The 22,098-nt window shown below is 63.9% G+C and carries 18 protein-coding genes and 1 tRNA gene; 7 read left to right on the top strand and 12 right to left on the bottom strand.

The genetic code is table 11. The features are described from left to right. Positions 1-37: 37 nt before the first annotated feature. Both mltG and ruvX read right to left on the bottom strand, forming a co-directional pair. Positions 38-1,129, bottom strand: a complete 1,092-nt coding sequence (gene mltG / locus FRC98_RS07715) for an endolytic transglycosylase MltG (protein ID WP_230467402.1) — start codon at positions 1,127-1,129, stop codon at positions 38-40. Positions 1,130-1,154: 25 nt separating this feature from the next. Next, entirely contained in the window at positions 1,155-1,607 is a 453-nt protein-coding gene (ruvX, locus tag FRC98_RS07710; RefSeq protein ID WP_230467401.1) for a Holliday junction resolvase RuvX, read from the bottom strand. A gap of 136 nt (positions 1,608-1,743) precedes the next feature. Here ruvX and FRC98_RS07705 point away from each other — a divergent pair, with 136 nt between their 5' ends. Continuing rightward, positions 1,744-4,125, top strand: a complete 2,382-nt coding sequence (locus FRC98_RS07705) for an efflux RND transporter permease subunit (RefSeq protein WP_146980723.1) — start codon at positions 1,744-1,746, stop codon at positions 4,123-4,125. Positions 4,126-4,301: 176 nt separating this feature from the next. On the opposite strand, the gene serS is transcribed toward FRC98_RS07705, so the two are convergent. Further along, positions 4,302-5,579 (bottom strand): serine--tRNA ligase, encoded by a 1,278-nt coding sequence (serS, locus tag FRC98_RS07700; protein ID WP_146980722.1) that lies wholly within the window; start codon positions 5,577-5,579, stop codon positions 4,302-4,304. Between the two features lie 272 nt (positions 5,580-5,851). Between serS and fsa the strand changes: the two genes are divergently transcribed. The 3 genes from fsa to FRC98_RS07685 all read left to right on the top strand — a co-directional run bounded on the left by fsa (position 5,852) and on the right by FRC98_RS07685 (position 8,062). Then, on the top strand, positions 5,852-6,502 hold the full coding sequence (gene fsa, locus FRC98_RS07695; protein WP_146980721.1) for a fructose-6-phosphate aldolase: 651 nt from the start codon (positions 5,852-5,854) through the stop codon (positions 6,500-6,502). Positions 6,503-6,562: 60 nt separating this feature from the next. Next, a complete protein-coding gene (locus FRC98_RS07690) occupies positions 6,563-7,117 on the top strand; it encodes an FxsA family protein (protein WP_230467400.1) in 555 nt (184 codons plus the stop codon). A 111-nt stretch (positions 7,118-7,228) separates the two neighbouring features. Continuing rightward, positions 7,229-8,062: a PHP-associated domain-containing protein gene (locus tag FRC98_RS07685; RefSeq protein ID WP_146980719.1), complete on the top strand. Its 834-nt coding sequence runs from the start codon at positions 7,229-7,231 to the stop codon at positions 8,060-8,062. Positions 8,063-8,146: 84 nt separating this feature from the next. Here FRC98_RS07685 and FRC98_RS07680 read toward each other — a convergent pair whose 3' ends face one another. Beyond that, entirely contained in the window at positions 8,147-9,040 is an 894-nt protein-coding gene (locus tag FRC98_RS07680) for a PfkB family carbohydrate kinase (protein WP_146980718.1), read from the bottom strand. 624 nt (positions 9,041-9,664) lie between these two features. On the opposite strand from FRC98_RS07680, the gene FRC98_RS07675 reads away from it, so the two are divergent. Next, the gene (locus tag FRC98_RS07675; RefSeq protein ID WP_146980717.1) at positions 9,665-11,398 is read left to right on the top strand and encodes an aldehyde dehydrogenase family protein; all 1,734 of its coding nucleotides are present in this window, start codon (positions 9,665-9,667) and stop codon (positions 11,396-11,398) included. 3 nt (positions 11,399-11,401) lie between these two features. On the opposite strand, the gene FRC98_RS07670 is transcribed toward FRC98_RS07675, so the two are convergent. Continuing rightward, positions 11,402-11,734 (bottom strand): Rieske (2Fe-2S) protein, encoded by a 333-nt coding sequence (locus FRC98_RS07670; protein ID WP_146980716.1) that lies wholly within the window; start codon positions 11,732-11,734, stop codon positions 11,402-11,404. A gap of 42 nt (positions 11,735-11,776) precedes the next feature. On the opposite strand from FRC98_RS07670, the gene FRC98_RS07665 reads away from it, so the two are divergent. Then, on the top strand, positions 11,777-12,112 hold the full coding sequence (locus FRC98_RS07665; RefSeq protein WP_146980715.1) for a nucleotide pyrophosphohydrolase: 336 nt from the start codon (positions 11,777-11,779) through the stop codon (positions 12,110-12,112). 21 nt (positions 12,113-12,133) lie between these two features. On the opposite strand, the gene FRC98_RS07660 is transcribed toward FRC98_RS07665, so the two are convergent. Genes FRC98_RS07660 through FRC98_RS07635 form a run of 6 tightly spaced genes read right to left on the bottom strand, consistent with a single transcriptional unit; the run spans position 12,134 to position 19,295 of the window. Then, complete coding sequence (locus FRC98_RS07660; protein WP_146980714.1) at positions 12,134-13,768, bottom strand: ABC transporter ATP-binding protein; 1,635 nt, start codon at positions 13,766-13,768, stop codon at positions 12,134-12,136. Positions 13,769-13,779: 11 nt separating this feature from the next. Next, positions 13,780-14,886, bottom strand: a complete 1,107-nt coding sequence (rodA, locus tag FRC98_RS07655) for a rod shape-determining protein RodA (protein WP_230467399.1) — start codon at positions 14,884-14,886, stop codon at positions 13,780-13,782. A 2-nt stretch (positions 14,887-14,888) separates the two neighbouring features. Beyond that, positions 14,889-16,814, bottom strand: coding sequence for a penicillin-binding protein 2 (gene mrdA / locus FRC98_RS07650; RefSeq protein WP_146980712.1), 1,926 nt, complete (start codon positions 16,812-16,814; stop codon positions 14,889-14,891). 34 nt (positions 16,815-16,848) lie between these two features. After that, positions 16,849-17,364 (bottom strand): hypothetical protein, encoded by a 516-nt coding sequence (locus tag FRC98_RS07645; RefSeq protein ID WP_146980711.1) that lies wholly within the window; start codon positions 17,362-17,364, stop codon positions 16,849-16,851. Between the two features lie 5 nt (positions 17,365-17,369). Beyond that, on the bottom strand, positions 17,370-18,203 hold the full coding sequence (mreC, locus tag FRC98_RS07640) for a rod shape-determining protein MreC (protein WP_146980710.1): 834 nt from the start codon (positions 18,201-18,203) through the stop codon (positions 17,370-17,372). Positions 18,204-18,257: 54 nt separating this feature from the next. Further along, positions 18,258-19,295, bottom strand: a complete 1,038-nt coding sequence (locus FRC98_RS07635; RefSeq protein ID WP_146980709.1) for a rod shape-determining protein — start codon at positions 19,293-19,295, stop codon at positions 18,258-18,260. A 380-nt stretch (positions 19,296-19,675) separates the two neighbouring features. On the opposite strand from FRC98_RS07635, the gene FRC98_RS07630 reads away from it, so the two are divergent. Further along, positions 19,676-21,430 carry a peptidylprolyl isomerase gene (locus tag FRC98_RS07630; protein WP_146980708.1) on the top strand — a complete coding sequence of 585 codons (1,755 nt, stop codon included), beginning with the start codon at positions 19,676-19,678 and terminating at the stop codon, positions 21,428-21,430. Between the two features lie 477 nt (positions 21,431-21,907). Here FRC98_RS07630 and FRC98_RS07625 read toward each other — a convergent pair. Beyond that, a tRNA-Gly gene (locus tag FRC98_RS07625) sits at positions 21,908-21,979 on the bottom strand. Positions 21,980-22,098: the final 119 nt, after the last annotated feature.

Genomic DNA, 22,098 nt, shown 5'->3' with positions numbered 1-22,098 from the left:
GCCGGGCCTCCTCCGTCCCGTCAGCGCCCTCCCACGCTCACTTGCCGAGCAAGTACTTGCGTATCGCCTCCCGATGCTCCTGGTACGTCTTCGAGAAGTGGTGCCCTCCCTGCCCATCGCGCCGCGCTACGAAGTACAGAAACGCCAGATCCTCCGGATCTTCACTGGGCTTGAGCGCCGCCAGAATCGACGCCTGCCCCGGGTTCGCGATCGGCCCGGGCGTCAGCCCATCGATCACGTAGGTGGAGTAGCGGTTAAGTTTGTCGTGACAATAGCGCGGATGCGGCACCTCCCGATAAGTCTCCGCCCCGTAGACACAGGTCGGGTCCGTCTGCAGACGCATGCCCCGGTCAAGCCGGTTGTAAAACACCCGCGCCACCCGCTCCCGTTCACTCTTCACGCCCGTCTCGCGCTCCACCAGCGAGGCCATGATCACCACATCATGAAGCGTAAACCCGTAACTGGACTTCAACGCCTCCAGCGCCGGGCCGTGCACGTCCACAAGCGGAGAGATCACCTCTTCCCACCTGGCGTGCAGCCGACGGATGACCTCCTCGGCCGACGCCCCCTGATGAAAGCGATAGGTATCGGGGAAGAGGTACCCCTCCACGCTCTCCCCCTCGATCCCGAGCTCCTCCAACAACGCAGGATCCCGCGCCTTTTCCAGAAACTCCGAACGGCTAGCAAGCCCGATGGCCTCAACGCGATCGGCGATATGGAAGATCGTCCACCCCTCCGGGATGGTCACCGCCACCTCCTCCGCCAACCCGCCACGCCGCACGACGGCCGCTAGCTCCTCCAGACTCATCGGACCGGCCAGGTGAAAGGTTCCCGCCTTCGCCTCATGAGCCAACCCACTCTGGCGCCCCCACAGATCAAAATACCGCGCCGGCTCCACAAGCCCCGCATCCGCCACCCGGCTCACCACCCCCGGCCACGCCGTCCCCTCCGGGATCACCAGCGTGCGCGTCTCGCCCTCCTCCAACACCGGCCGCGAGATCACCTTCTGATAATGCACATACACCCCGGCCGCAGCCGCCCCCGCCACAATCAATGCCGCCCCGGCCAGCGCCGCAACCCAGCGCCAGAACCTCCCCCAGCCACCTCCCCCGCCCTTCGCCTTTTTCACCTGTCGCCTCGCCGCGCTCATCGCCTCACCCTCGCTCCGCCTCAATCCGAAGGCGGTCCATGTATCCCTGCAGAATATGGCAGGCCGCAACCTGGTCGATCGCCTCTTTGCGTCGCTGCCTCGACACATCGGCCTTAATCAAACTTCGCTCCGCCGCCGTCGTGGTCAGCCGCTCATCCCAACGCACCACCTCGACCTCACGCCCCTCCCGAACCATCGCTTTCTCAAACGCTCCCATAAACTTGCGCACCCGATCGACCGCGACCCCCTCTCGCCCCCGCATATCCAACGGCCACCCCACCACAACCACCCCCGCCTCGTACTGCACCACAAGCTCCACCAACCGCTGCGCCGCCCCAGATACCCCCTTCACCTCAATCGTCTCCACCGGCATCGCCATCGTCCCCAGCGGATCACTCGCTGCCACCCCCACCCGCCGCGTCCCCACGTCCACTCCCAACATGCGCTTCGCTATCATCCTCACTCCTTCAATCGCCGCTTTAACACGCCCTGTGGCCCGGTTGTTGACCTCGGCCCCACGGTAGTAATCTTCGCCCCGGCGTCTGCCTTCCCCTCCCCCTCGCCACCGCGCGCTCCTGACCGGGACTTACCCCATGTTCGATCGACTCGCCACGCTCGTCTTAAAACACCGCCTGGCCACCATCATCGCCTTCGCCCTCATCACCCTGGCAAGCCTGGCACTCGCCCCCCGCATCAACTTCAACTTCACCCCTCAACAACTCTTCGAGGGCCGCGGCGACGACGCCTCCTACCGCGAAACCTTCGCCGAACGCTTTGGTCGCGAAGATAACCTCATCATCGTGCTGATCGAAGCCCCCGACGTCCTCGCCCCGCCGGTGGTCTCCTTCATCCGCGACCTCACCTACGAACTTCGCCGCGTCGAAGACATCGTCGACGCCCAGTCGCTGGCCACCATCGCCATCCCGCGCCCCGAAAGTCTCAGCTCCGAGCCTTTCCTCGGCGATCTCTCTAACCAGCTCGCCAACGCCCCGTCTCCCTTCCAGGCCCCCCCGGTCAGCGCCGACCAGGCTCGCGAACTGGGCGACTTCGCCCTCGATGAACCCCTCATCGCCGGCCGCCTCATCAGCCTCGACTCCTCCAGCGCCATCGTCGCCGCCCGAATCAACACCCGCTTCCAGGACGTCAAAGACCTGCGCACCCTCAATGAGCGCGTCGCCGAAAAGCTCGCCCTCTACGAACTCCCCGCCAACACCACCGCCACACTCGCCGGCGTCCCCCCCCTGCGCGTGGAGATCGTCGACAGCCTGCGTCACGAACAACTCATCTTCGTCCCACTCACCGCCTTCATCTACCTCCTCGTCCTCATCTTCCTCTTTCGCTCCCCCGGCGGTGTGATCCTTCCCCTGGGCACCGTCCTCATCGCCTTACTCACCACCATGGCGATGCTCGTCCTCACCGACTACCCCATCAACATCATCAACAATGTGCTCCCCACCCTGATCTTCGTCATCGGCATCTCCGACAGCATTCACATGCTCACCCGACAGGCCGAGGAGGTCGAAGCCGGACGCTCCCACTCCGAGGCCATCCGACAGATGATCCGCCACACCGGCGTGGCCTGCCTCCTCACCACCGGCACCACCGCCGTGGGATTTTTGAGCCTCTTCAGCGCCGAGACCACCATCCTCCGCAACTTCGGATGGCAGGCCGCCTGCGGCGTGATGCTCGCCTACCTCGCCACCATGCTCTTTCTCCCCGCCGGTCTCAGCTTCATGCGCCCCGCGCGCCGCATTCAAGCCTCCCCCGACTCCCCCACCTCACCACGCCCGATCCCCGCCCTGGAACGCCTCCTGATGCGAGCCGGCGAAGCCCTCCTCGCCCGCCCCTGGACCGTGCTCACCATCTCACTCCTCGCCAGCGGCACCCTCATCGCCCAGGCCTCCAACGTCGTCATCGACACCAAGATCCTCGAAGTCTTCTCCGAAGATCACCCCACCTTCGTCTCCACCCAGACCCTCGAGGAGGACTTAAGCGGCATCCTCCCCATCGAGATCAGTCTGGAGTCCCCCGAGCGAGACCGCTTCAAAGACCCCGACGTTCTCTCCAGAATCGCACTCCTCCAACAATCCGCCGCCCTCCACAGCATCGTGCTCAGCACCGAATCCCCCCTCGACTACCTCGGCGCCGCCCGCGCCGCCCTCACCGGCGACCCCGAACAACGCAACCTCCTCCCCGAGACCCCCGAACAGGTCGAGCAGCTCCTCCTCCTCATCGCCGACGCCCCCGATTCACGCTCCGGCATCCACGCCTTCGTCACCAGCGACTACCGCAACGCCCGCATCCTCCTCCGTGTGCGGGACGCCGGCGCCAAAGCCAACCTCAAGCTCGCCAGAGAACTCCACGCCAACCTCGCAGACTTCTTCCCCCTCGAGACCAACATCACCTACCGCCTCACAGGTGACGCCTACGTCGCATCCGCCGCCCTCGACTCCTTCATCCGCGACCTCATCGTCAGCATCTTCCTGGCCATGGGCATCATCCTGGTGCTCCTCACCCTGGTCTTCCGATCCATCAAAATCGGCATCATCAGCCTCCTCCCCAACGCCCTGCCCCTGCTCATGACCCTGGGCTACATGGGGATGGCCGGCATCAATATCAACACCACCACGATCATCATCTTCGCCATCAGCCTGGGCATCGCCGTCGATGACTCCATCCACTTCTTCGCCCGCTTCATCGAAGAGCTCCCCCGCACCGACTCCCTCAAAGAAGCCATCCTCAACACCTACTTCGGCGCCGGACGCGCCATCCTCCTGACCAGCGTCCTTCTCCTGATAGGCCTGAGCGTGCTCACCCTGAGTGACTTCGTCCCCACCCAACAATTCGGCACCCTCACCGCCATGACCATCGCCGGCGCCCTCCTGGCCGACCTGATCGTCCTCCCGGTGCTCCTCTACCTGGTGCTCGGCCGCTTCCCCCTCAAAGTGCGAAAGCAGCTCATCACCACAACCTGACCCCGGCGAGTTGCGGACCCCCTCGAACGAAAAAAAGCACCGTGGGCAGTGCGCGCAACGCAGACCATGCATAAGCATGGTCATAGCGCTGCAACGCCGCACGCGGTGCTCTCACTCGTGATGCTGCAGACCCAACCTCAACACGGGCCCACGGCCTCCCCCCTCCCGGCTCGACCTCAGGCCCCCTTCGGCCGAATCACCTCGATACCGTGCATATACGGACGCAGCGCCTCGGGCACCGTCACAGACCCATCCTCATTCTGATAATGCTCCAGGATCGGAATGAGGATCCGCGGGCTCGCCGCCAGCGTATTGTTGAGCGTGTAGCAGTAGCGCATCTGCCCCTCCTCATTGCGGTAACGAATCCCGCTGCGACGCGCCTGGTAGTCATAGAGACTCGAGCAGCTATGCGTCTCCGAGTACATCCCCCGCGACGGCATCCACGTCTCGATCTCATGCTTGAGCACCTGCCCCAGCCCGATCTCGCCAGTGCATGCCAGCGCCACCCGATACGGAAGCTCCAGCTTCTGCATCAGCGCCTCCGAGTTCCCCAGCAACTCCTCGTGCAACGCCCGCGACTTCGCCTCATCGGCCTCGCAGATGATCACCTGCTCGACCTTCGTAAACTGGTGCACCCGGTACACACCCCGCGTATCCCGCCCCGCGCTCCCCGCCTCCCGACGGAAACAGGGCGAAAACCCGCAATAACGCCGCGGCAATGAGTCCTGCTCCAGGATCTCATCGGCATTCAGGCTCACCAGGATCACCTCACTGGTCCCCACCAGGTACTTATCATCCTTCTCCAGGTGGTACGTGTCTTCCTTGCCATAAGGGAAGAACCCCGTCCCCACCAACGCGCTCTCATTGACCATCAACGGCCCGATGATCGGCTCATAACCCCGCTCCACCATCAGGTCCATCCCCAGCCGCATCACCGCCATCTCCAAGAGCGCCCCGGCCCCGCGCAACGCATACGAGCGCGCCCCGCCCACCTTGATCCCCCGCTCCTTATCAATGATCCCCAGCAGCTCGCCGAGCTCCTCATGGTCCCGAGGCTCAAAATCAAAGGTGCGCGGCTCGCCCACATGCCGAATCACCTCATTATCCTCATCCGTCTCCCCGATCGGAACCTCCGGAAGAGTCACGTTGGGCACCATCAGCAGCAGCCCTTCATAGGCCGCCTGCACCTCAACCAGCTCCTCCTCATAGCTCGCCAGATCCTCCTTGAGCTGCTTGCCCTCTTCGATCAACGCCGGACGCTCTTCCTTAGACGCCTTCGGAATCGCCTGGGCCACCTCGTTGCGACGCGCCCGGATCTTCTCAGAGCTGCTCATCAGATCGCGACGACGCTCGTCCAGCTCCAACAACCGGTCAATATCCACGTCGAAGCGCTTGTTGCGCGCTGCTTCCTTGACCGTCTCGACGTTCTCACGAATGAACTTAATATCCAGCATGGTGAAGGCCTCTTGGGTGCTTAAACAGGGAGAGCGACCGCGAGGGCTCGCGCTCTAAGATCGTCGCGTCCGAATAGCACATCGCCCGCGCGCTTTTCCAGCCTCGCCAGCCCCTCCCTCCGGGGGAATCGCATCGCTCCCCACCTTGTTCATCCCTACGTCAGAACAAGGCCGGTGGACTCCGAGTCAATTTGCACCCGCGAGCCCCTCAATGTTAGGGAGCCTGCGTCTCTCTTCGCCCTTTGTGTCTACCCCTTGACCGAGTGAGCCCTATGAAATTCTTCATCGACACCGCTGACACCTCCGAAATCCGCACCGCCGCCCAGCTCGGCATCCTCGACGGCGTCACCACAAACCCCAGCCTCATCGCTAAAAGTGGTCGCCCCTTCAAAGAAGTCATCCTCGAGATCTGCGAGCTCGTCGACGGACCGGTCAGCGCCGAGGTTACCGCCACCGACACCGAAGGCATGATCCGTGAAGGCCGCGAATTCGCCAGCTGGGCCGACAACATCGTGGTGAAGATCCCCCTGACCCCCGACGGCCTCAAGGCCTGCAAAACGCTCACCGACGAGGGGATCGGCGTCAACGTCACCCTCTGCTTCTCCACCAACCAGGCCCTGCTCGCTGCCCGCGCCGGCGCCACCTACATCAGCCCCTTCATCGGCCGCCTCGACGACCTCGGCCAGTCCGGCATGGACCTCATCGAAGAGATCGTCGCCGCCTACGCCAACTACCCCAACATCCACACCCAGGTCCTCGTGGCCTCCATCCGCCACCCCCGACACGTCGCCGAGTCCGCACTCCTGGGCGCGCATGTCGCCACCATTCCCTTCAACATCATCGACAAGATGTTCCAACACCCCCTGACCGACATCGGCCTGGAGAAGTTCCTTAAAGACTGGGAGAAAGTCCCGCAGGCCTGATCCTTTTGCGCGGCGGCGCCAGCCCCCACCAACGCTGGCGCCGCCCCACTGAGAGGCATCGTGCTACTCAAACTGCTCTTCCTCTTCACCGTCATCCCCCTCATCGAGCTTGCCCTCCTCATCCCCCTGGGCCAGCTCATCGGCCTCTGGCCCACCATCGGCCTGGTCGTCGCCACCGGTCTGCTCGGCGCTGTCCTCGGTAAACTCGAAGGCCTGCGCGCCTGGCACGCCATCCAGAGCGACTTAAGCCAGGGCAAAATCCCCGCCGACAGCCTCCTCGATGGACTCGCCGTCTTCATCGCCGGCGTCTTCCTCATCACCCCCGGTGTCCTCACCGACGTCGCCGGCCTCATCCTCCTGATCCCCGCCCTGCGACGCCCCCTCAAAAACGCCATCCGCGCCCGCTTCAAAGCAGCCCTGGAGAGCGGCACCTCCACCTTCTTTATCTCTCAGTCCTCCAACGTCTTCGGCGGCTCCCCTTTCGACCCCGGCTCCCACGCCTCCCGATCCCCCTTCAGTGGCGCCGACCAGGGTGACATCATCGATATCACCCCGGATCGCCCCGGAGACTCGACAGACAACGACTCTGACGCTAGCCTGCCTCGACAGCGCTGACCCGAAACCTTGCCGCCCAGAGGCTGCATGCACTGCGTCACAGCGCAATGACGAACCCTACCTCTCGGCGCCCTCGTCGACGCCGACGGACCGCACACACGGCTTTGATTTATGTTGATTGATCTCCACGCCAAGTCGGACATCTCCGAAGGTGTTAAGCTCTCCCCCCGCCAGATCCTCACAAAAGCCCGCGACTCAGGCCTCGACGCCGTCGCCTTCTGTGAGACCCTCTCGACCGCTCGCAGCGCCGACATCCTCGCGCTTGCTCGAGACGAGTTCCCCGATCTCAACGTCTTCATCGGCGTCGAGATCCCCACCGATCGCGGCATCCTTCTGGGCTTTGTCCCCGAAGTCGACGCCTTCTACCTGGCCGAAGAGTGGCGCGCGATCACCTACATGACCACCCCGGCCGCCGAAGCCGTCATGCAGCTCTTCGACAAGCATAACGGCGTCACCATCGCGGCCCGACCCTACGATCTCGAGATCCCCTTCAACATGGGCGATCATATCTTCACCTTCGACCGCCTCAGCGCCGTCGAAGTCTTCACCCCCCGCGTCGGCGCCCTCCAGAACAACTTCGCCCTCGAAGCTGCCACCTTCATGGGCCTGGGCACCATCGGCGGCTCCGACCCCTCCGACGACCTCGACGCCGTCGGACGCTTCGCTACCTTCTTCGACGACGAGATCCGCACCCAGAAACAACTCGTCGACGCCCTCAAAAACGCCGAGTTCTGGGCCGTCCAGATCGGCGACGTCGAACAACAGGCATCCAGCCGCGCCCGACGCCCCTCCAAGGGCGGCTCCGGACGCGGCCGCTCCGGTCGCTCCTCCAAAGGCGGCGGCGGACGCCGCGGCTCCAAGGGTGGCGGTCGCCGCGGATCCAAAGGCGGAGGTCGCTCCAGCCGCGGTGGACGCTCCCGTGGCGGTCGCTCCAAACGCTCCTGAGCCCTCGCCATAGCTCCTGACAAAAAGCCGCCCCCGGTCTTCGGGGGCGGCTTTTTGCGTTTTCACGTCCATCCGATCGTAGAACTACCCCTCGATCATCGCCTCAATCCGCTCCCGGGTACCAATCGAACTGCGCCCCCCGAGCCCCTCACAGGCCCGCGCCGCCGCGGCGTTGGCAAAACGAAGCACTCGCCACAAGGGCCAGCCCTCCCCCACCCCCAACGTCACCGCACCCAGAAACACATCTCCCGCCCCCGTAACATCCACCTCCTCAATCGAGCTGGCCTCCTCTCGCAACAACTCCCCATCCTCCCCCATCCCCGCAGCCCCCTCCTCCCCCAGCGTCACCACCGCAACTCGCGGCCCTCGCTTCAACAACCCCTCGCAGATCCCCTGCAACGCCCCCACCCCCGTCAAATCGCTGGCCACACGCTCCGACGTCACCACAACATCAAGCCAGGGCAACAACATCTCCGCCACCGCTCGCCCCCCTCGCTTAAGCTCCCCCACCACCGAGACACCCCGCGCTTTCGCACTCCGGGCCAACGCCAACTGCGCCGCCGGATACGCCCCGTCGAGCAGCAGCAGATCGACCCCCTCCAGCATCCCCTCGCTAACCTCCCCCTCCTCCAGCGGCGCCACATTGCCCGGCGTCACATAGAGCCGCCGCCCCACCTCCGCATCGAGAAGCACCATCGTCAACTGACTGATCCCCCCCTTACGCCGAAGCATATGCCGCGTCTCCACCCCCGCCGCCGTAAGCGTCCGCTCGATCTGCGCCCCCCGCTCATCATCTCCCACCACCCCAACCATCCCCACCTCGACGCCCCACCTGGCCAGCGCCACCGCCGCGGTCGCCGCCGTCCCCCCTCCCTGCACCGAAAACGTCGACAGCTCCCTGCGCGTCTCCCCTCTCCCCCGCGACTCGACCACCCCGATCTGATCCAGTGTGCAATAGCCTGCCGACAATACTCGCATCACGTCACTCCCTTCGCATCGCCCCGTCTCACGGCGCTTCTCTCTCCATCTATGCGTCCCACTATAAAGAATCACCCTCCTCACCGGAAGCGCCTCATCCGCCCCGAACAACGATGGTCATACTCGCCACTCGCGCTGCCCCTCTCCCCATCCCCGCCATCCGGACCTCCCCCCCTTGCTCACCCCTGGCCGACTACACCACCTGCCACTCAACCCTCGGCGCTTTCCACCCTCCTATACTCCGGCTGGCACCCGACCCTCACCCGGACCCCTCTCACACCCCTCCGGCTGGCACTCGACCCTCACCCGGACCCCTCTCACACCCCTCCGGCTGGCACTCGACCCTCACCCGGACCCCTCTGACATGCCCCCGAATGAGGGATAACCACTCATCCGAGGTATACCGTCCCCCCCTCAACTTCACACCCGCCCCCCGACCTTTCGCCTCTCCCTTGCCTCCCCCTCCCACCTCACCGCCAGCCGACCACAAACACACGCACCGCCCTCCTCCCGGCGACCTCCACTCCGGAGCCCGTTGCCTCGCCAGGATTTCCGTCCTAACCTCTCCCCACTACCACGGAACTCGCGCCCTTTAACGCAGCGCTCCCACACCCAGAGACCGCCATGGCCACCTCCACCTCCACGACGCCTGCCCCGACCACGCCCCCTGCCCCCGCAAACGCCGCGCAACTCAATGCGCACCTCAACACCCTGCACGACAACCGCCACACCTGGGCCAGGCTCCCCCTATCTGAAAAGATCGCCATGGCTCGCCGACTGCTGGAGCGCACCGTCGAGGTCGCCCCCCGACAGGTCGAAGCAGCGCTGCGCGCCAAGCGCATCCCCCAGAACTCCCCCCTGGCCGGCGAAGAGTGGCTGGGCGGCCCCGTGATCACCGCACGCAACCTGCGCCTGCTCATCGACACCCTCGAAGACATCGACCGTCACGGCAAACCCCAACTCAAAAACGGCGCCCTACGCACCCGCCACGACGGCCAGGTTATCGTCGACGTCTTCCCCCTGGGAACCCTCGACAAGCTCATGTACCAGGGCTTCACCGCCGAAGTCTGGATGCAACCCGAGGTGACCCCCTCAAACCTCGCCAGCCACACCGCCAGCTTCTACGACCAGGACCTCCCCGATGGCCACGTCGCCCTGGTGCTCGGCGCCGGAAACGTCGCCAGCATCGGCCCCCTCGATGTCGTCTACAAACTCTTTGCGGAAGGCCAGGTCTGCATCCTCAAGATGAACCCGGTCAACGACTACCTGGGCCCCTTCATCGAAGAGGCCTTCGCCGAGTTCATCGAACGCGGCTTCCTCGCAATGGCCTACGGCGGCGCCGACGTCGGCGCCTACCTCTGCCACCACCCCACCGTCGATGAGATCCACATCACCGGCAGCGACCTCACCCACGACGCCATCGTCTACGGCACCGGCCCCGAAGGGGAAAAGCGCAAAGCCAACGACGAGCCTCTCCTCAACAAACGCATCACCAGCGAGCTCGGCAACGTTAGCCCCATCATCGTCACCCCCGGCACCTGGTCCGAGAGTGAGCTTCAGTTCCAGGCCGAAAACGTCGTCACCCAGCTCGCCAACAACGGCGGCTTCAACTGCAACGCCGCCCGCGTCCTCATCACGCAGAAGGACTGGCCCCAGCGCGAGGCCTTCCTCAACAAGCTCCGCAGCGTGCTCAGCGACATCGACAAACGGTTCGCCTACTACCCCGGCGCCGAAGAACGCTTCGACACCTTCATCAACGCCAACGACCAGGCCGAACTCTTCGGCCCCCGCGAAGGCGGCGTCCTCCCCTGGGGCCTCATCCCCAACGTCCCCGCCGACGACACCGACAATGTTTGCTTCACCACCGAGTCCTTCTGCGGCGTGATGTGCGAGACCTCCCTCGACGCCTCCTCCCCCTCCGAGTTCCTCAAACGCGCCACCGACTTCTGCAACGAACGCCTCTGGGGCACACTCAGCGCCTCCATCCTCATCGACCCGCGCACCCAGCGCGCAGATGCCGCCGCGCTGGAGCAGGCCATCTCTGAGCTGCGCTACGGCAGCGTCGTCATCAACCACTGGCCCGCCGTCAGCTACGGCCTCGGCGTCACCCCCTGGGGCGCCTTCCCCGGACACACCTACCAGGACATCGGCTCCGGCATCGGCGTCGTCCACAACACCTTCCTCTTCGACAAACCCCAGAAAAGTGTCATCCGCGGCCCCTTCAAGGCCTTCCCTAAGCCCCCCTGGTTCGTCACCACCAAAAACACCGCGAAAATCGCCGAGCGCCTCACCCGCTTCGAGCTCAACCCCGGCCTGGCCAGATTCGCCGGCGTCCTCACCCAGGCACTGCGAGGCTAAGCTTCACTCCGCCACGCCCACCAGCACCCGGCCCTCCTCGACGCGCACCGGATAGCGCCGCACGTCGTAGCGGGGGTCGCTCAGGCAATCTCCCGTGGTGAAATCAAACGCCCAGTCATGCCGAGGGCACCGTACCTGACACCCCTCCACTCGCCCCAGCCCCAGAAACCCGCCGGCGTGCGGGCAGCGGTTCTCAATGCAATGCACCTCATCCCCCACCCGAAACAGCGCAAGACGCCTCACCCCCACAAACACAATCGTCCCCTCCCCCTCCTTCACCGCTTCCACATCCGACACGTCCACATAACGCGTCGCCTCTACGATCGGTCCAGCCACGTCGACTCCTTAACGCTTTCCTTCGATACCCTCAGAACTCACATGAAGAAAACTCCCCCAACCCTCCCCGACTTACAAGCCCGAGTTGACGCCTGGATCAACCAGTGGGACGAGGGCTACTTCAGCCCCCTCTCCAACCTCGCCAGGCTCACCGAAGAGCTCGGAGAGCTCGCCCGCGCCATCAACCACCTCCACGGCGACAAGCCCCCCAAGTCCACCGAAGGCAAAGGAGACCCCGCCGAAGAGCTCGCTGACATGCTCTTTGTGATCTTGGCCCTGGCAAACTCCCTCGACATCGATCTCGACGAGGCCCTCAACCAGGTTTTTAAAAAATACAACGTCCGCGACGCCGGGCGTTTCACCCCGCGCGAACCCTGAGCACCGGCCTCCGCCCAGGACTCACCCCCCGCCCTCACGCCGCGACGCCGCCTCACGCTCCTGCGCCGCCACATCGGCGGCGTATACAAAGTTGCGCACCCGCTCATCCTCCGAGTCCGCGATGACCTGAGGTGGCCCGCAGGCGATGATCTCCCCCTTATGCAACATCGCGATCATGTCTGCGGTGCGAAACGCCGACGCCATATCGTGACTGATCACGATACTCGTCACGTCGAAGCTCTCCTGGACCTCCATGATCATCTCCTCGACATACAACGACATGATCGGGTCCTGACCGGTGGTCGGCTCGTCGTAAATCAACAGCTGCGGCTCCGTCACAAGCGCCCGCGCCAGACTCACCCGCTTCTGCTGCCCGCTCGAGATCTGCACCGGCACCTGCTCGGCGATATCCATCAGCTTGAGCTGATCCAGCAGCCGGTCCGTGCGCTCGTGCGCCTCCTTCCTGCTGCACACGCGCCGCTCCACCAGCGGAAACGCCACATTCTCCCGCACGCTCATCGAGTCAAAGAGCGCCGCATGCTGAAAGAGCATCCCCACCTTCGTGCGCAACTCCCGCAACTCCCCCTCGCTCAGCTTCGAGAGATCCTGGCCAAACACCTCCACCGTCCCACGGTCGGCCTTGAGCAACCCCAGCAGGTGCTTCATCATCACGCTCTTCCCCGACCCCGAACCCCCGATGAGCGTGGTCAGCTTGCCGGTGGGCACCTCAAAATCCACCCCGCGCAGCACCTGATTATTACCCCACCCCTTATGCACCCCCTCCATCCGCACGATCATCTCGGCCTGCTCGGAATCATCTGACGCGTGCACCTCGATCTGCGACTTCGCCTTCCCCCCGATCAGCTCCTGCACCCGCGGGTCCTCGCTCTCGCGAATCTCCTCCGGCCGGCCCACGCAGATGATCTGACCGTCGGCCAGCACCGCCACCTGGTCGGCGATCCGAAAGATCGTCGCCAGGTCATGGCTGATCAGCACACTGGTCAGCTGGTACTTATGCGTGATCTCCTCAACGAGCTTATCGACGAACTCCATCATCACCGGATCAAGCCCGGTCGTAGGCTCATCAAAGAGCACCACCTCGGGGTTCGACACGATCGCCCGCGCCAGACTCACCCTCTTTTTCATGCCCCCCGAGAGCGTCGCCGGGTACTGGTCCAGGGCATGCCCCAGATCCAGCTCCTTGATAATGGTCTCCGCCAGCTCCTCGGCCTTCGCCCGCGCCATCGCCCCGTGTTCCACCAGCGCAAAGGCCACGTTCTCCCGCACCGTCAACGAGTCGAAGAGCGCGTAGTTCTGAAACATCGTCCCTACCCGCTTGCGCAACCGGTCGAGCGCCTGATCACCGAGCTCCGAGACATCCTGCCCGAAGAGCCGCACACTCCCCTTATCCGGCCTCAACAACCCGTTCATATGCTTGATCAACACGCTCTTACCCGAGCCCGACGCCCCGATAATGATCGTGATCTTCCCCGGCATCACCTTCAGGCTCAGCCCCTTTAAGACGTGATCCTCCCCAAAACTCTTATACACATCGACAAGCTCGATGATCGGCTCGCCATCCTCCCCCTCCCAGCGTGCCTCCCCGGGCAAGAGCAGGTTCTCGCGCTCCTCCGTCGCCTCACTTTGCTCCGCCACTGCCCACTCCCTTACCCGTACGACGGCCGGTGAAAGCTCACATTAAAGAGCAACCCAATCGCCACCATCATCGTCAACAGACTACTCCCCCCGTAGCTGAGCATCGGCAAGGTCAGCCCCACCACCGGCAACATCCCGGTCACCATCCCCAGATTGACCACCGTATGCCAGAAGAAAAGCGCCGCCACCCCCACCCCTACCAACACTCCGTAGCGATCCCTGGCCTTGCGAGACACATTGAGCGCCGCCGCGATAAACGCAAAGTACAGCCCGAGCAACAAGAGCATCCCCACAAAGCCACGCTCCTCGCCCCAGTTCGCCGCGATGAAGTCATTCTCATGCTCCGGCACAAAACCCTTCTGGATCTGCGTGCCCTCTTCATGCCCCTTCCCCCACACTCGCCCCGAACCAAACGCGATCATCGACTGACGCACCTGCCAGGACTGCCCGTGCGTATCCGCATCCAGGTTCATAAACGAGATCACCCGATCGCGCTGGTACTCCTTCAACCCGAACGCATACCCGAAGGGCAGCGCGATCACCCCGGCCACCGCCAGCGCCACAACGCTCTGCCAGCGCACCCCCTCAAAGAGCACCATCGTCCCGAAGATCGCCAGGATCACCAGCGACGTCCCCAGGTCCGGCTGATTAAACACCCAGAACACCCCCGAGAGCACAATCGCCGTCGGCGCCACAAGCTCCCGCAGCGAATAGCTCCCCTCCTTATTACGATCATTAAAATAACGGGCGGTCACCACAATCACCGCCAGCTTCAACAACTCCGAGGGCTGCACCAGAAACGCCCCGAAGTTCAGCCAGCGCTTCGATCCGTTGAGCTCCGTCCCGAACAGCGCCACCGCCACCAGCAGCAGCACCACCGCCCCAAACCCCACATAGGCCCAGCGCTGAAAGAAGCGCGTGTGGATCAACGTCACCAACGTGATCGCTCCCACCCCGACCATATACCAGACCGCCTGCGCCAGGTGGAAAGACGCCGGCGAGTTGAGCGAAGCGTTGCGTAGATTAAAGAGACCGAGCGCGGCGAGTAGGATGACGACGATCGCCAGCGGCCACTCGATGCGCTCGATGAGCGCCGCGCCACCTGTCTTTGCTCCCATCCTCATCGCGCCCCTCCCACACTCTCCAGGGGCGTGCTCCCCAACCGCACCTCCAGCGCATCAAACTCCTGATCCCGCGTCAGGTAACGATCAAAGATCTCCATGGCTACCGGCGCCGCCTCCGCCCCCCCGTGACCGGCGTGCTCCAGAAACACCACCAGCACGAGTTCCGGATCCTCATAGGGCGCGTACGCCGCAAACCAGGCGTGGTCCCTCAGGCGAATCTCCTTATCGCTATTCGCCACCCGCACCGCCCCGATCTTCGCCACCTGCGCGGTACCCGTCTTTCCGGCCACCTCGCTATGCTCCAGCTTTACATGCGAGGCCGTCCCCATATCGTCCTCCACCCCCATCCACAACCCGCGGCGCAACACCTCAAGTGACTCTTCATCAATCCCCACCTTCTTCCTCACCCGCGGCTCGTACTCAAACACAACCTCGCCACTCTGATTGCGGATCTCCTCCACCATCCGCGGATAGTAGAGGTCCCCACCGTTGGCGATCGCCGCGTACGCCATCGCCACCTGCAGGGGCGTCGTCAGCGTATCGCCCTGCCCCAGCACCGAGTTCAAGTCCATCCCCCGCGTATACCCGTCGGGCCCGTATTGCCGGTACCACTCCGTGTCCGGGATTCGGCCCGCCGACTCATGATTAATCGGCAACCCCGTCCGCTCCCCAAACCCGAAGCGCCGAGCGAACTCCGCCATCCGATCCATCCCCATCTCTTCGGCCAGCTGATAGAAATACACGTCACACGACATTGCCATCGACGTAAACGCATCGACATCGCCGTGCCCGCCCCGCTTGTGGCAACGCCAGCGCCGCCCGCCGAAGTGGTAGTAGCCCGGACAATCCACCTCATCATGAGGCTCATAGATTCCGTCGTGCAGCGCTGCCCACGTCCCCACGATCTTATAAACCGACCCGGGGAAGTAGGCGCTCACGCTTTTATCAAGCATCGGTTTAAAGGGGTCGTTATCGCTGCGCATCTTCTCCATCGCCGAGAGCCTTCCTGACCAGGCGTTCGGGTTGAAGTGGGGCTTGCTGTAGAGCCCCCGCACGGCCCCATCGCGCGGGTCCACCGCCACCACCGCACCGGCCGCATGGCGTCGCATCGCCTCATCGATGATGACCATCAGGTCGGCATCCAGCGTCGAGACCACATCTCGACCGGCCACCGGCTCAATGCGTTGGTACTCCCCGATCAGAAAACGCGTCTGCGACTCCCCCTGGCGGTTACCGCGGGCGTCGACCACCACGCGGTCCAACCCCGGCGAACCATGAAGCACTTCTTCAAAGGCGCTCTCCAGCCCCATCCGCCCCACCCGGTCGCCGGGACGGTAGCCATAGGCTCGCAGCTCGCGAAGCTCACTGCGTCCCACCTCGGCCACAAAGCCTACGGCGTGGCCGCCCACATGGTGCAGGGGATAATGCCGGTGCGCCGTCGCCCGAACCTCAATCCCCGGAAGACGCAGCCGATCCTCCTCCAGACGGGCCACCTCCAGACGCGGGACATCGCGCCGCAGCAGCACCTCGCCGCGATTCGACTCCACGCTCTTGCGAATCCGCCCGAGCTCCGCCTCCGAAAGGTTCATGTAACGCTTGAGCAGCGCGTAGGCCTCCTCGTCGGCGTGGCGCCGGAAGATATGCGGCACCATATACACATCAAACGAGGGGCGATTCTCCGCCAGCGCGACCCCGTAGCGATCGAGAATCCGACCGCGCGGCGCCGACACCTCCACCTGCCGAATGATGTTCTCGGTGGCGGCGCGGTAGTAGCGATCCCCCTCGATCACCTGAATCTGCCACAGCCGCAGCGCGATGATGCCAAAGGCCATCAGCACCAGTACCAGCGTCCAGCCGTAGCGCGCGCCGTACTCCGCCAGCTCACCGTGCCTCCCCCGTGTTGGAAGGTCGCCTAATCCCATCTACCTGCCTGTGCATCGGTCCTCGCCAGTGGCCTCAGGACCGGAACTCCAACACGTTACGCCCTCGCCGGGGATCCATCAAACGATCCAGACGTCCCAGCACACGCCCCACCACAAGGGTCGCAAGCGCCGTCGCCACACAGCTCGTCCACATCTGCCAGGCGATCGAGGCCATCACCCCCTCACCCGACTCCGAGAGCGTGAGCACCAGCAGCATCACCAGGCTATGCACAAGCGTCGCCAGCGCCGCCACAATTCCCCGCGACAGCCCCCAACTCCCCTGCACCCTCCCCCGAAAGAGCTGCATCATAAAAAACACCGCCACAAGCCCCAGGCTGTAGATCCCCCCCACGCCACCGACCAGCCACTCGATCGGCCAGAGTAAAAGCAGCAACGCTACACCCCCGGCCACCATCGTCCGCTCCAGCCCCAGATACACCACCACCGATATCGCCAGCTGGGGCACCAACCACTCCCCGAACCAGCCACCGATCGCCCCCTGGGCCACAAGCATCAGCCAGGCCACCATCACCACGATCAGAGTCGACATCCTGGCTACTCCGCCCCGGCGATCACAAAGACCTCTTCCAGCCGCGAGAAGTCCACAGAGGGCTCCACCACCGCTTCCTGAAAGAGCCCCCTCTGCGAGGCCTGCACCTCCGAGACCGTCCCCACCACAAGCTCCCGCGGAAAGATCCCGCCCATTCCGCTGGTCACCATCACATCGCCCACCACCACCTCATCGCGCTCCGAGAGGTACGAGATGCGCCCCTGATAGTCGCGCTCATGCCCCAACCCCTCAACCACCCCCTGCGCCCGGTTTCGCTGGCTCACCACATCGATGCGACTGCGCGGATCCGACACAATCACCACGTCGGCATAGCCCTCAAAGACCTGGTGCACCTGACCCACCACGCCCTGCGCGCTCACCACCGGCATCCGGGGCTTAAGCTCCACGTCGGTGGTGATCTGAACCTTCAACACACGAAAAAACGGAGAGGTATCCCGCGCGATCACACGCGCCGGAATCAGCTCATACTCGGGATGTTGCTCGCGAAACCCCACGAGCTCCCGCAACCGCCCGTTCTCCTGCAGCACACCGATCAGGCGCGTGTTCTCTTCGCGCAACCGATCGACCTCCTGGCGAAGCCGCTCGTTCTCCTCACGAAGCTCGCCACTGCCCGCTCCCCCGAAAAAGCCCGTAACACCGAGCATCGCGCTGATCTGCGTCTGAACCCACCCCATCGGCACCGCCGCATAGCGCGCCGGCGCGCCGACCTCATGGCCCGGCGTCGCCCCCGCTGATGTCGCGAACATCACCAGCGGCACCAACAACAGCGCCATCGCCACAACCTTGCGACGATGATGTTCAAGCCATGCGAGCAACATCCGGGGCTCTCGCTTTCGATGAAGGAATTGGACGAAGAGGCTCCACCACACGCATCAATACGAGTGGTCGGCAACCTCACTGAGCAGCTCCATCTCATCGAGCGCCTGGCCACTTCCAAGCACCACCGCCGACATCGGATCGTCGGCGATCAGCACCGGAAGACCGGTCTCCTCTCGAATGAGAATATCCAGATTCTTGAGCAGCGCGCCGCCGCCCGCAAGCACGATACCCTTGTCGACGATATCCGCGCTCAGCTCGGGCGGGGTTCGCTCCAGCGCGATGCGCACCGCCTCAACAATCGCGTTGATCGGCTCCTGCAGCGCGTCGCGGATCTCATCGGAGTTGACCTCAAGCGTCTTGGGCAAACCTGCAACCAGATCTCGCCCCTTAACCTCCATCGTCATCACCTCCTCGGTCGGGTAGGCGGTGCCGATGGTGCACTTGATCATCTCCGAGGTCCGCTCGCCAATGAGCAGGTTATACTTTCGCTTCATGTGCTGGATGATCGCCTCATCCATCTTGTCGCCACCGACGCGCGCCGACTGCGAGTACACGATGCCCGAGAGGCTGATCACCGCCACCTCGGTCGTACCCCCGCCGACATCGACGATCATATTGCCGGAGGGCTCCGCAATCGGAAGCCCCGCCCCGATCGCCGCGGCCATCGGCTCCTCGATCAGGTACACGTCGCGCGCACCTGCCTGAAGCGCTGACTCGCGCACCGCCCGCTTCTCCACCTCGGTGATGCCGTAGGGCACACAGATAATGACCCGCGGTGAGTAGAGCTTGCGACGGTTATGCGCCCGCCCCATGAAGTAGCGCAGCATCGCCTCGGTGATCTCAAAGTCGGCGATCACGCCGTCTTTCATCGGACGAATCGCCACGATGCTCCCGGGCGTGCGCCCCAGCATCTCTTTGGCCACGCGCCCCACCGCCTTAACGCGCTTTCCCCCGCGCGCGTCGCGCTGCACCGCCACGACCGACGGCTCACAGCACACAATGCCCTTGCCCTTGGCATATACAAGGGTATTGGCCGTGCCCAGATCGATGGCCAGATCATCACTGAAGAGGCCGAGGAGCTTGTTGAACATGCGCCTTTCCTGTAGGTGACGTGCTTCGACGGTCGACCCGCCACGTGGGAGTCGACCCGCGCCCTGGATGCGGCGCGTAAGCAGCTCGTCTGCTAACAAAGATCGTTAAAGTAACACAAGCGAAAAGACCACCGTCACACCCTCGCGATAGCCCGCTTTCATAGCGATTTTACATCGCGTTACAGGCCACCTCATCGCGAGTGCGGCGAGCTTGCCAACCCGATCCCGACTCGTTAACATCCCCCGCCTTGAGCCGCCCGGCGGAATTGAACCTATTGCACCAGGCATTGATTCCACCTGCACTGGTGCGCGCGCCTTGTCCTGGAGACACGAGCGCGCCGTCGGCCCTCGTTAAGAATTGTCGCAGGAGTTACTTCCCCATGCTCGATCAAATGCGCCGCTCCACCAAAAGCGGCTTCTCTTACATCCTCGTCGGTCTGCTGATCGTCGTCTTCGCGGTCTTCTTCGGCGCTCCCGCCGACGGCTGCCGCCCCTCGGGCTCCCGCGCGCTCATGGCCAGCGTCGATGGCACCGACATCTTCACCGAAGATGTCAACGTCATCTACAACCGCTATTACGGCGCCAACCGCTCCACGACCCTCGACGACACCTACTACGAGCAGCAGGCCACCGCGCTCAAAGCCGTGCTGGCCATCTACCTGCTCGCCGACCGCGCCGAAGACGCCGGACTGCGTGTCAGCGATGAAGAGTTCGCCGAGTACATCACCGACGGCTCGCGCAACGTGGAGTTCCTGAGCAGCTACGGCCGCACCGGCCAGTTCGACGGCCCCTTCTACGAGCGCTACGTCAAATTCGGCCTCAGCGTGCCCCTTCAGCGCTATGAGGCCTTCAAGCGCCGCGAGCTCCTCGCCCGCAAATACCTGGCCATGCTCGACATGCAGGTTATCGTCGCCCCGGCTGAAGTGGCGGAGCTCCATGAGCTCCGCAACACCCGCATCAACCTGGAACTTGTGAAGTTCTCCCAGGAGACCCTGGCCGGAGCCCTCGATCTCAGCGACGAGGCCATCGCCGAGTTCGTCGCCAACAACGGCGAGCGCATCTCGACCTATTTCGAAGAAAATCGCGAAGAGTTTGAGACCGACGCGCGTGTTCGCATTCGCCGCATCTACATCACCAAGCCGGCCGAAGCCGCCGAAGACGCCGACGCCCTGGCCCGCTACGAGCAGGCCAAGACCCGCGTCATGGAGCAGAACGAAGACTTCGCCGCGGTGGCCACCGAACTCTCCGAAGACTACGCCCGCAGCCAGGGTGGCCTGATGGACTGGACCACCCCCGAAAACCTCGACGCCGCCATCGCCTCCGCGATCGAGGGTGCCGAGGTCGGCGAAGTCCGCGAGGTCGAGACCGACTTCGCCCGCATGCTCGTCAAAGTCGAAGAGCGCGAAGAAGCCGGCGTGCCCGAACTCAGCGAGGTGCAGAACGACATCGCCTCCACCCTGCTCCGCGAAGACCTCGTCGACCAGCGCGGCGCTCAGATGGCTCAGCGCCTCCACGCCCGCGCCAAAGCCGATAACAGCTCGCTCGAAGACGCGCTGGCCGCCATCCAGGCCGAAGTCGCCGCGGAAACCGAAGGCAGCGAAGCTCCGAGCACCGAAGCCGCTCTCTGGAACAGCCTCTCGGTCGAGACCACCGGCATGTTCAACAAAGAGGGGCAGCAGATCCCGGCGATGTTCCGCGCCCAGCTCGCCGGCATGAACTTCGGCCGCAGCTGGAACGAGATCCCCAAACTCGGCCAGAACACCGAGCTTCTCACCGAGACCTTCAACCTCTCCGAAGACAATGCGCTGCTCCCCCGCGTCGCCCGCGTCGACAACACCCTGGCCGTCATCCGCCTCAAGGAGCGCGAAGATGCCGCCGAGTTGGAAGCCGACGCCCGCGCCGAAATCTCCTCGGAGCTGCGCGCTGAAAAGGTCTCCGAGTTCCTCGGCCCCTGGCGCTTCCTCTTCGTCAATCCGCTTGAAAGCGCCGGCCACTACGTCGACGCCGCACTGGAAGAGGGCCTGGAGAACGGCACCATCAAGCTCTACGAGAAGTCCAGCCCCGCCGCCGAGAAGGTCCGCACCATGATCACCCAGGATGACCCGCTGGCCGACCTCGTTGGCGCCGCGAACTGACCCTGGCGCTTTAAAAATTAGCCCCCGCCCCACACTGGGTCGGGGGCTTTTTTATGCGCGCCACAGCCCGCTCCCCTTCAACGTCAACCGAATCCATACCACGCGACCTGCACGCCCCGGCACACGGCACGACAGCGTGGAGATGCCCACCAGCACCCCCTTAAGCCACTCGCCCTCCCCTACCTCCCTAACTCATGCGGACCAACAAGCCCCCCTCTCCCCGCGCCCTCCCTGGGACGCCACCGGGACCACGCTAAGCAGCTCTGTCCACTTCCCTTGCCCGGCTGCACCCAACTTCCCCAATCGGCCATCTAGACGCACCTGGAGCCCCCACAGCCCTATAAGCGTCCTCAACCAAAGACGGCCAGGAAAGCCACCGCGTTTCGCGTGCACCCCACCGCTGAGAAGAGCGCATGGACGGAAAGTTCCGAAACGCAAAGACCCCGAATCGCTTTTCGCGATTCGGGGTCTTTTTAGAGCGGGAGACGGGATTTGAACCCGCGACTTCAACCTTGGCAAGGTTGCACTCTACCACTGAGTTACTCCCGCATGGGAGTCGTTGCCACCTCGGCGACAACGAGGAGGTTTATAGAGCTACCGGACAAAGGTGTCAACACACTTTTCTGCAAAAATAATCACTTCGCGAGTTCGCCCAAATGCCTCGCTGC

The organism is Lujinxingia vulgaris (assembly GCF_007997015.1).
Lineage (GTDB): Bacteria > Myxococcota_A > Bradymonadia > Bradymonadales > Bradymonadaceae > Lujinxingia > Lujinxingia vulgaris.
Note: the sequence above shows the minus strand (reverse complement) of the source record. Positions and strands in the feature narration are given on the sequence as shown.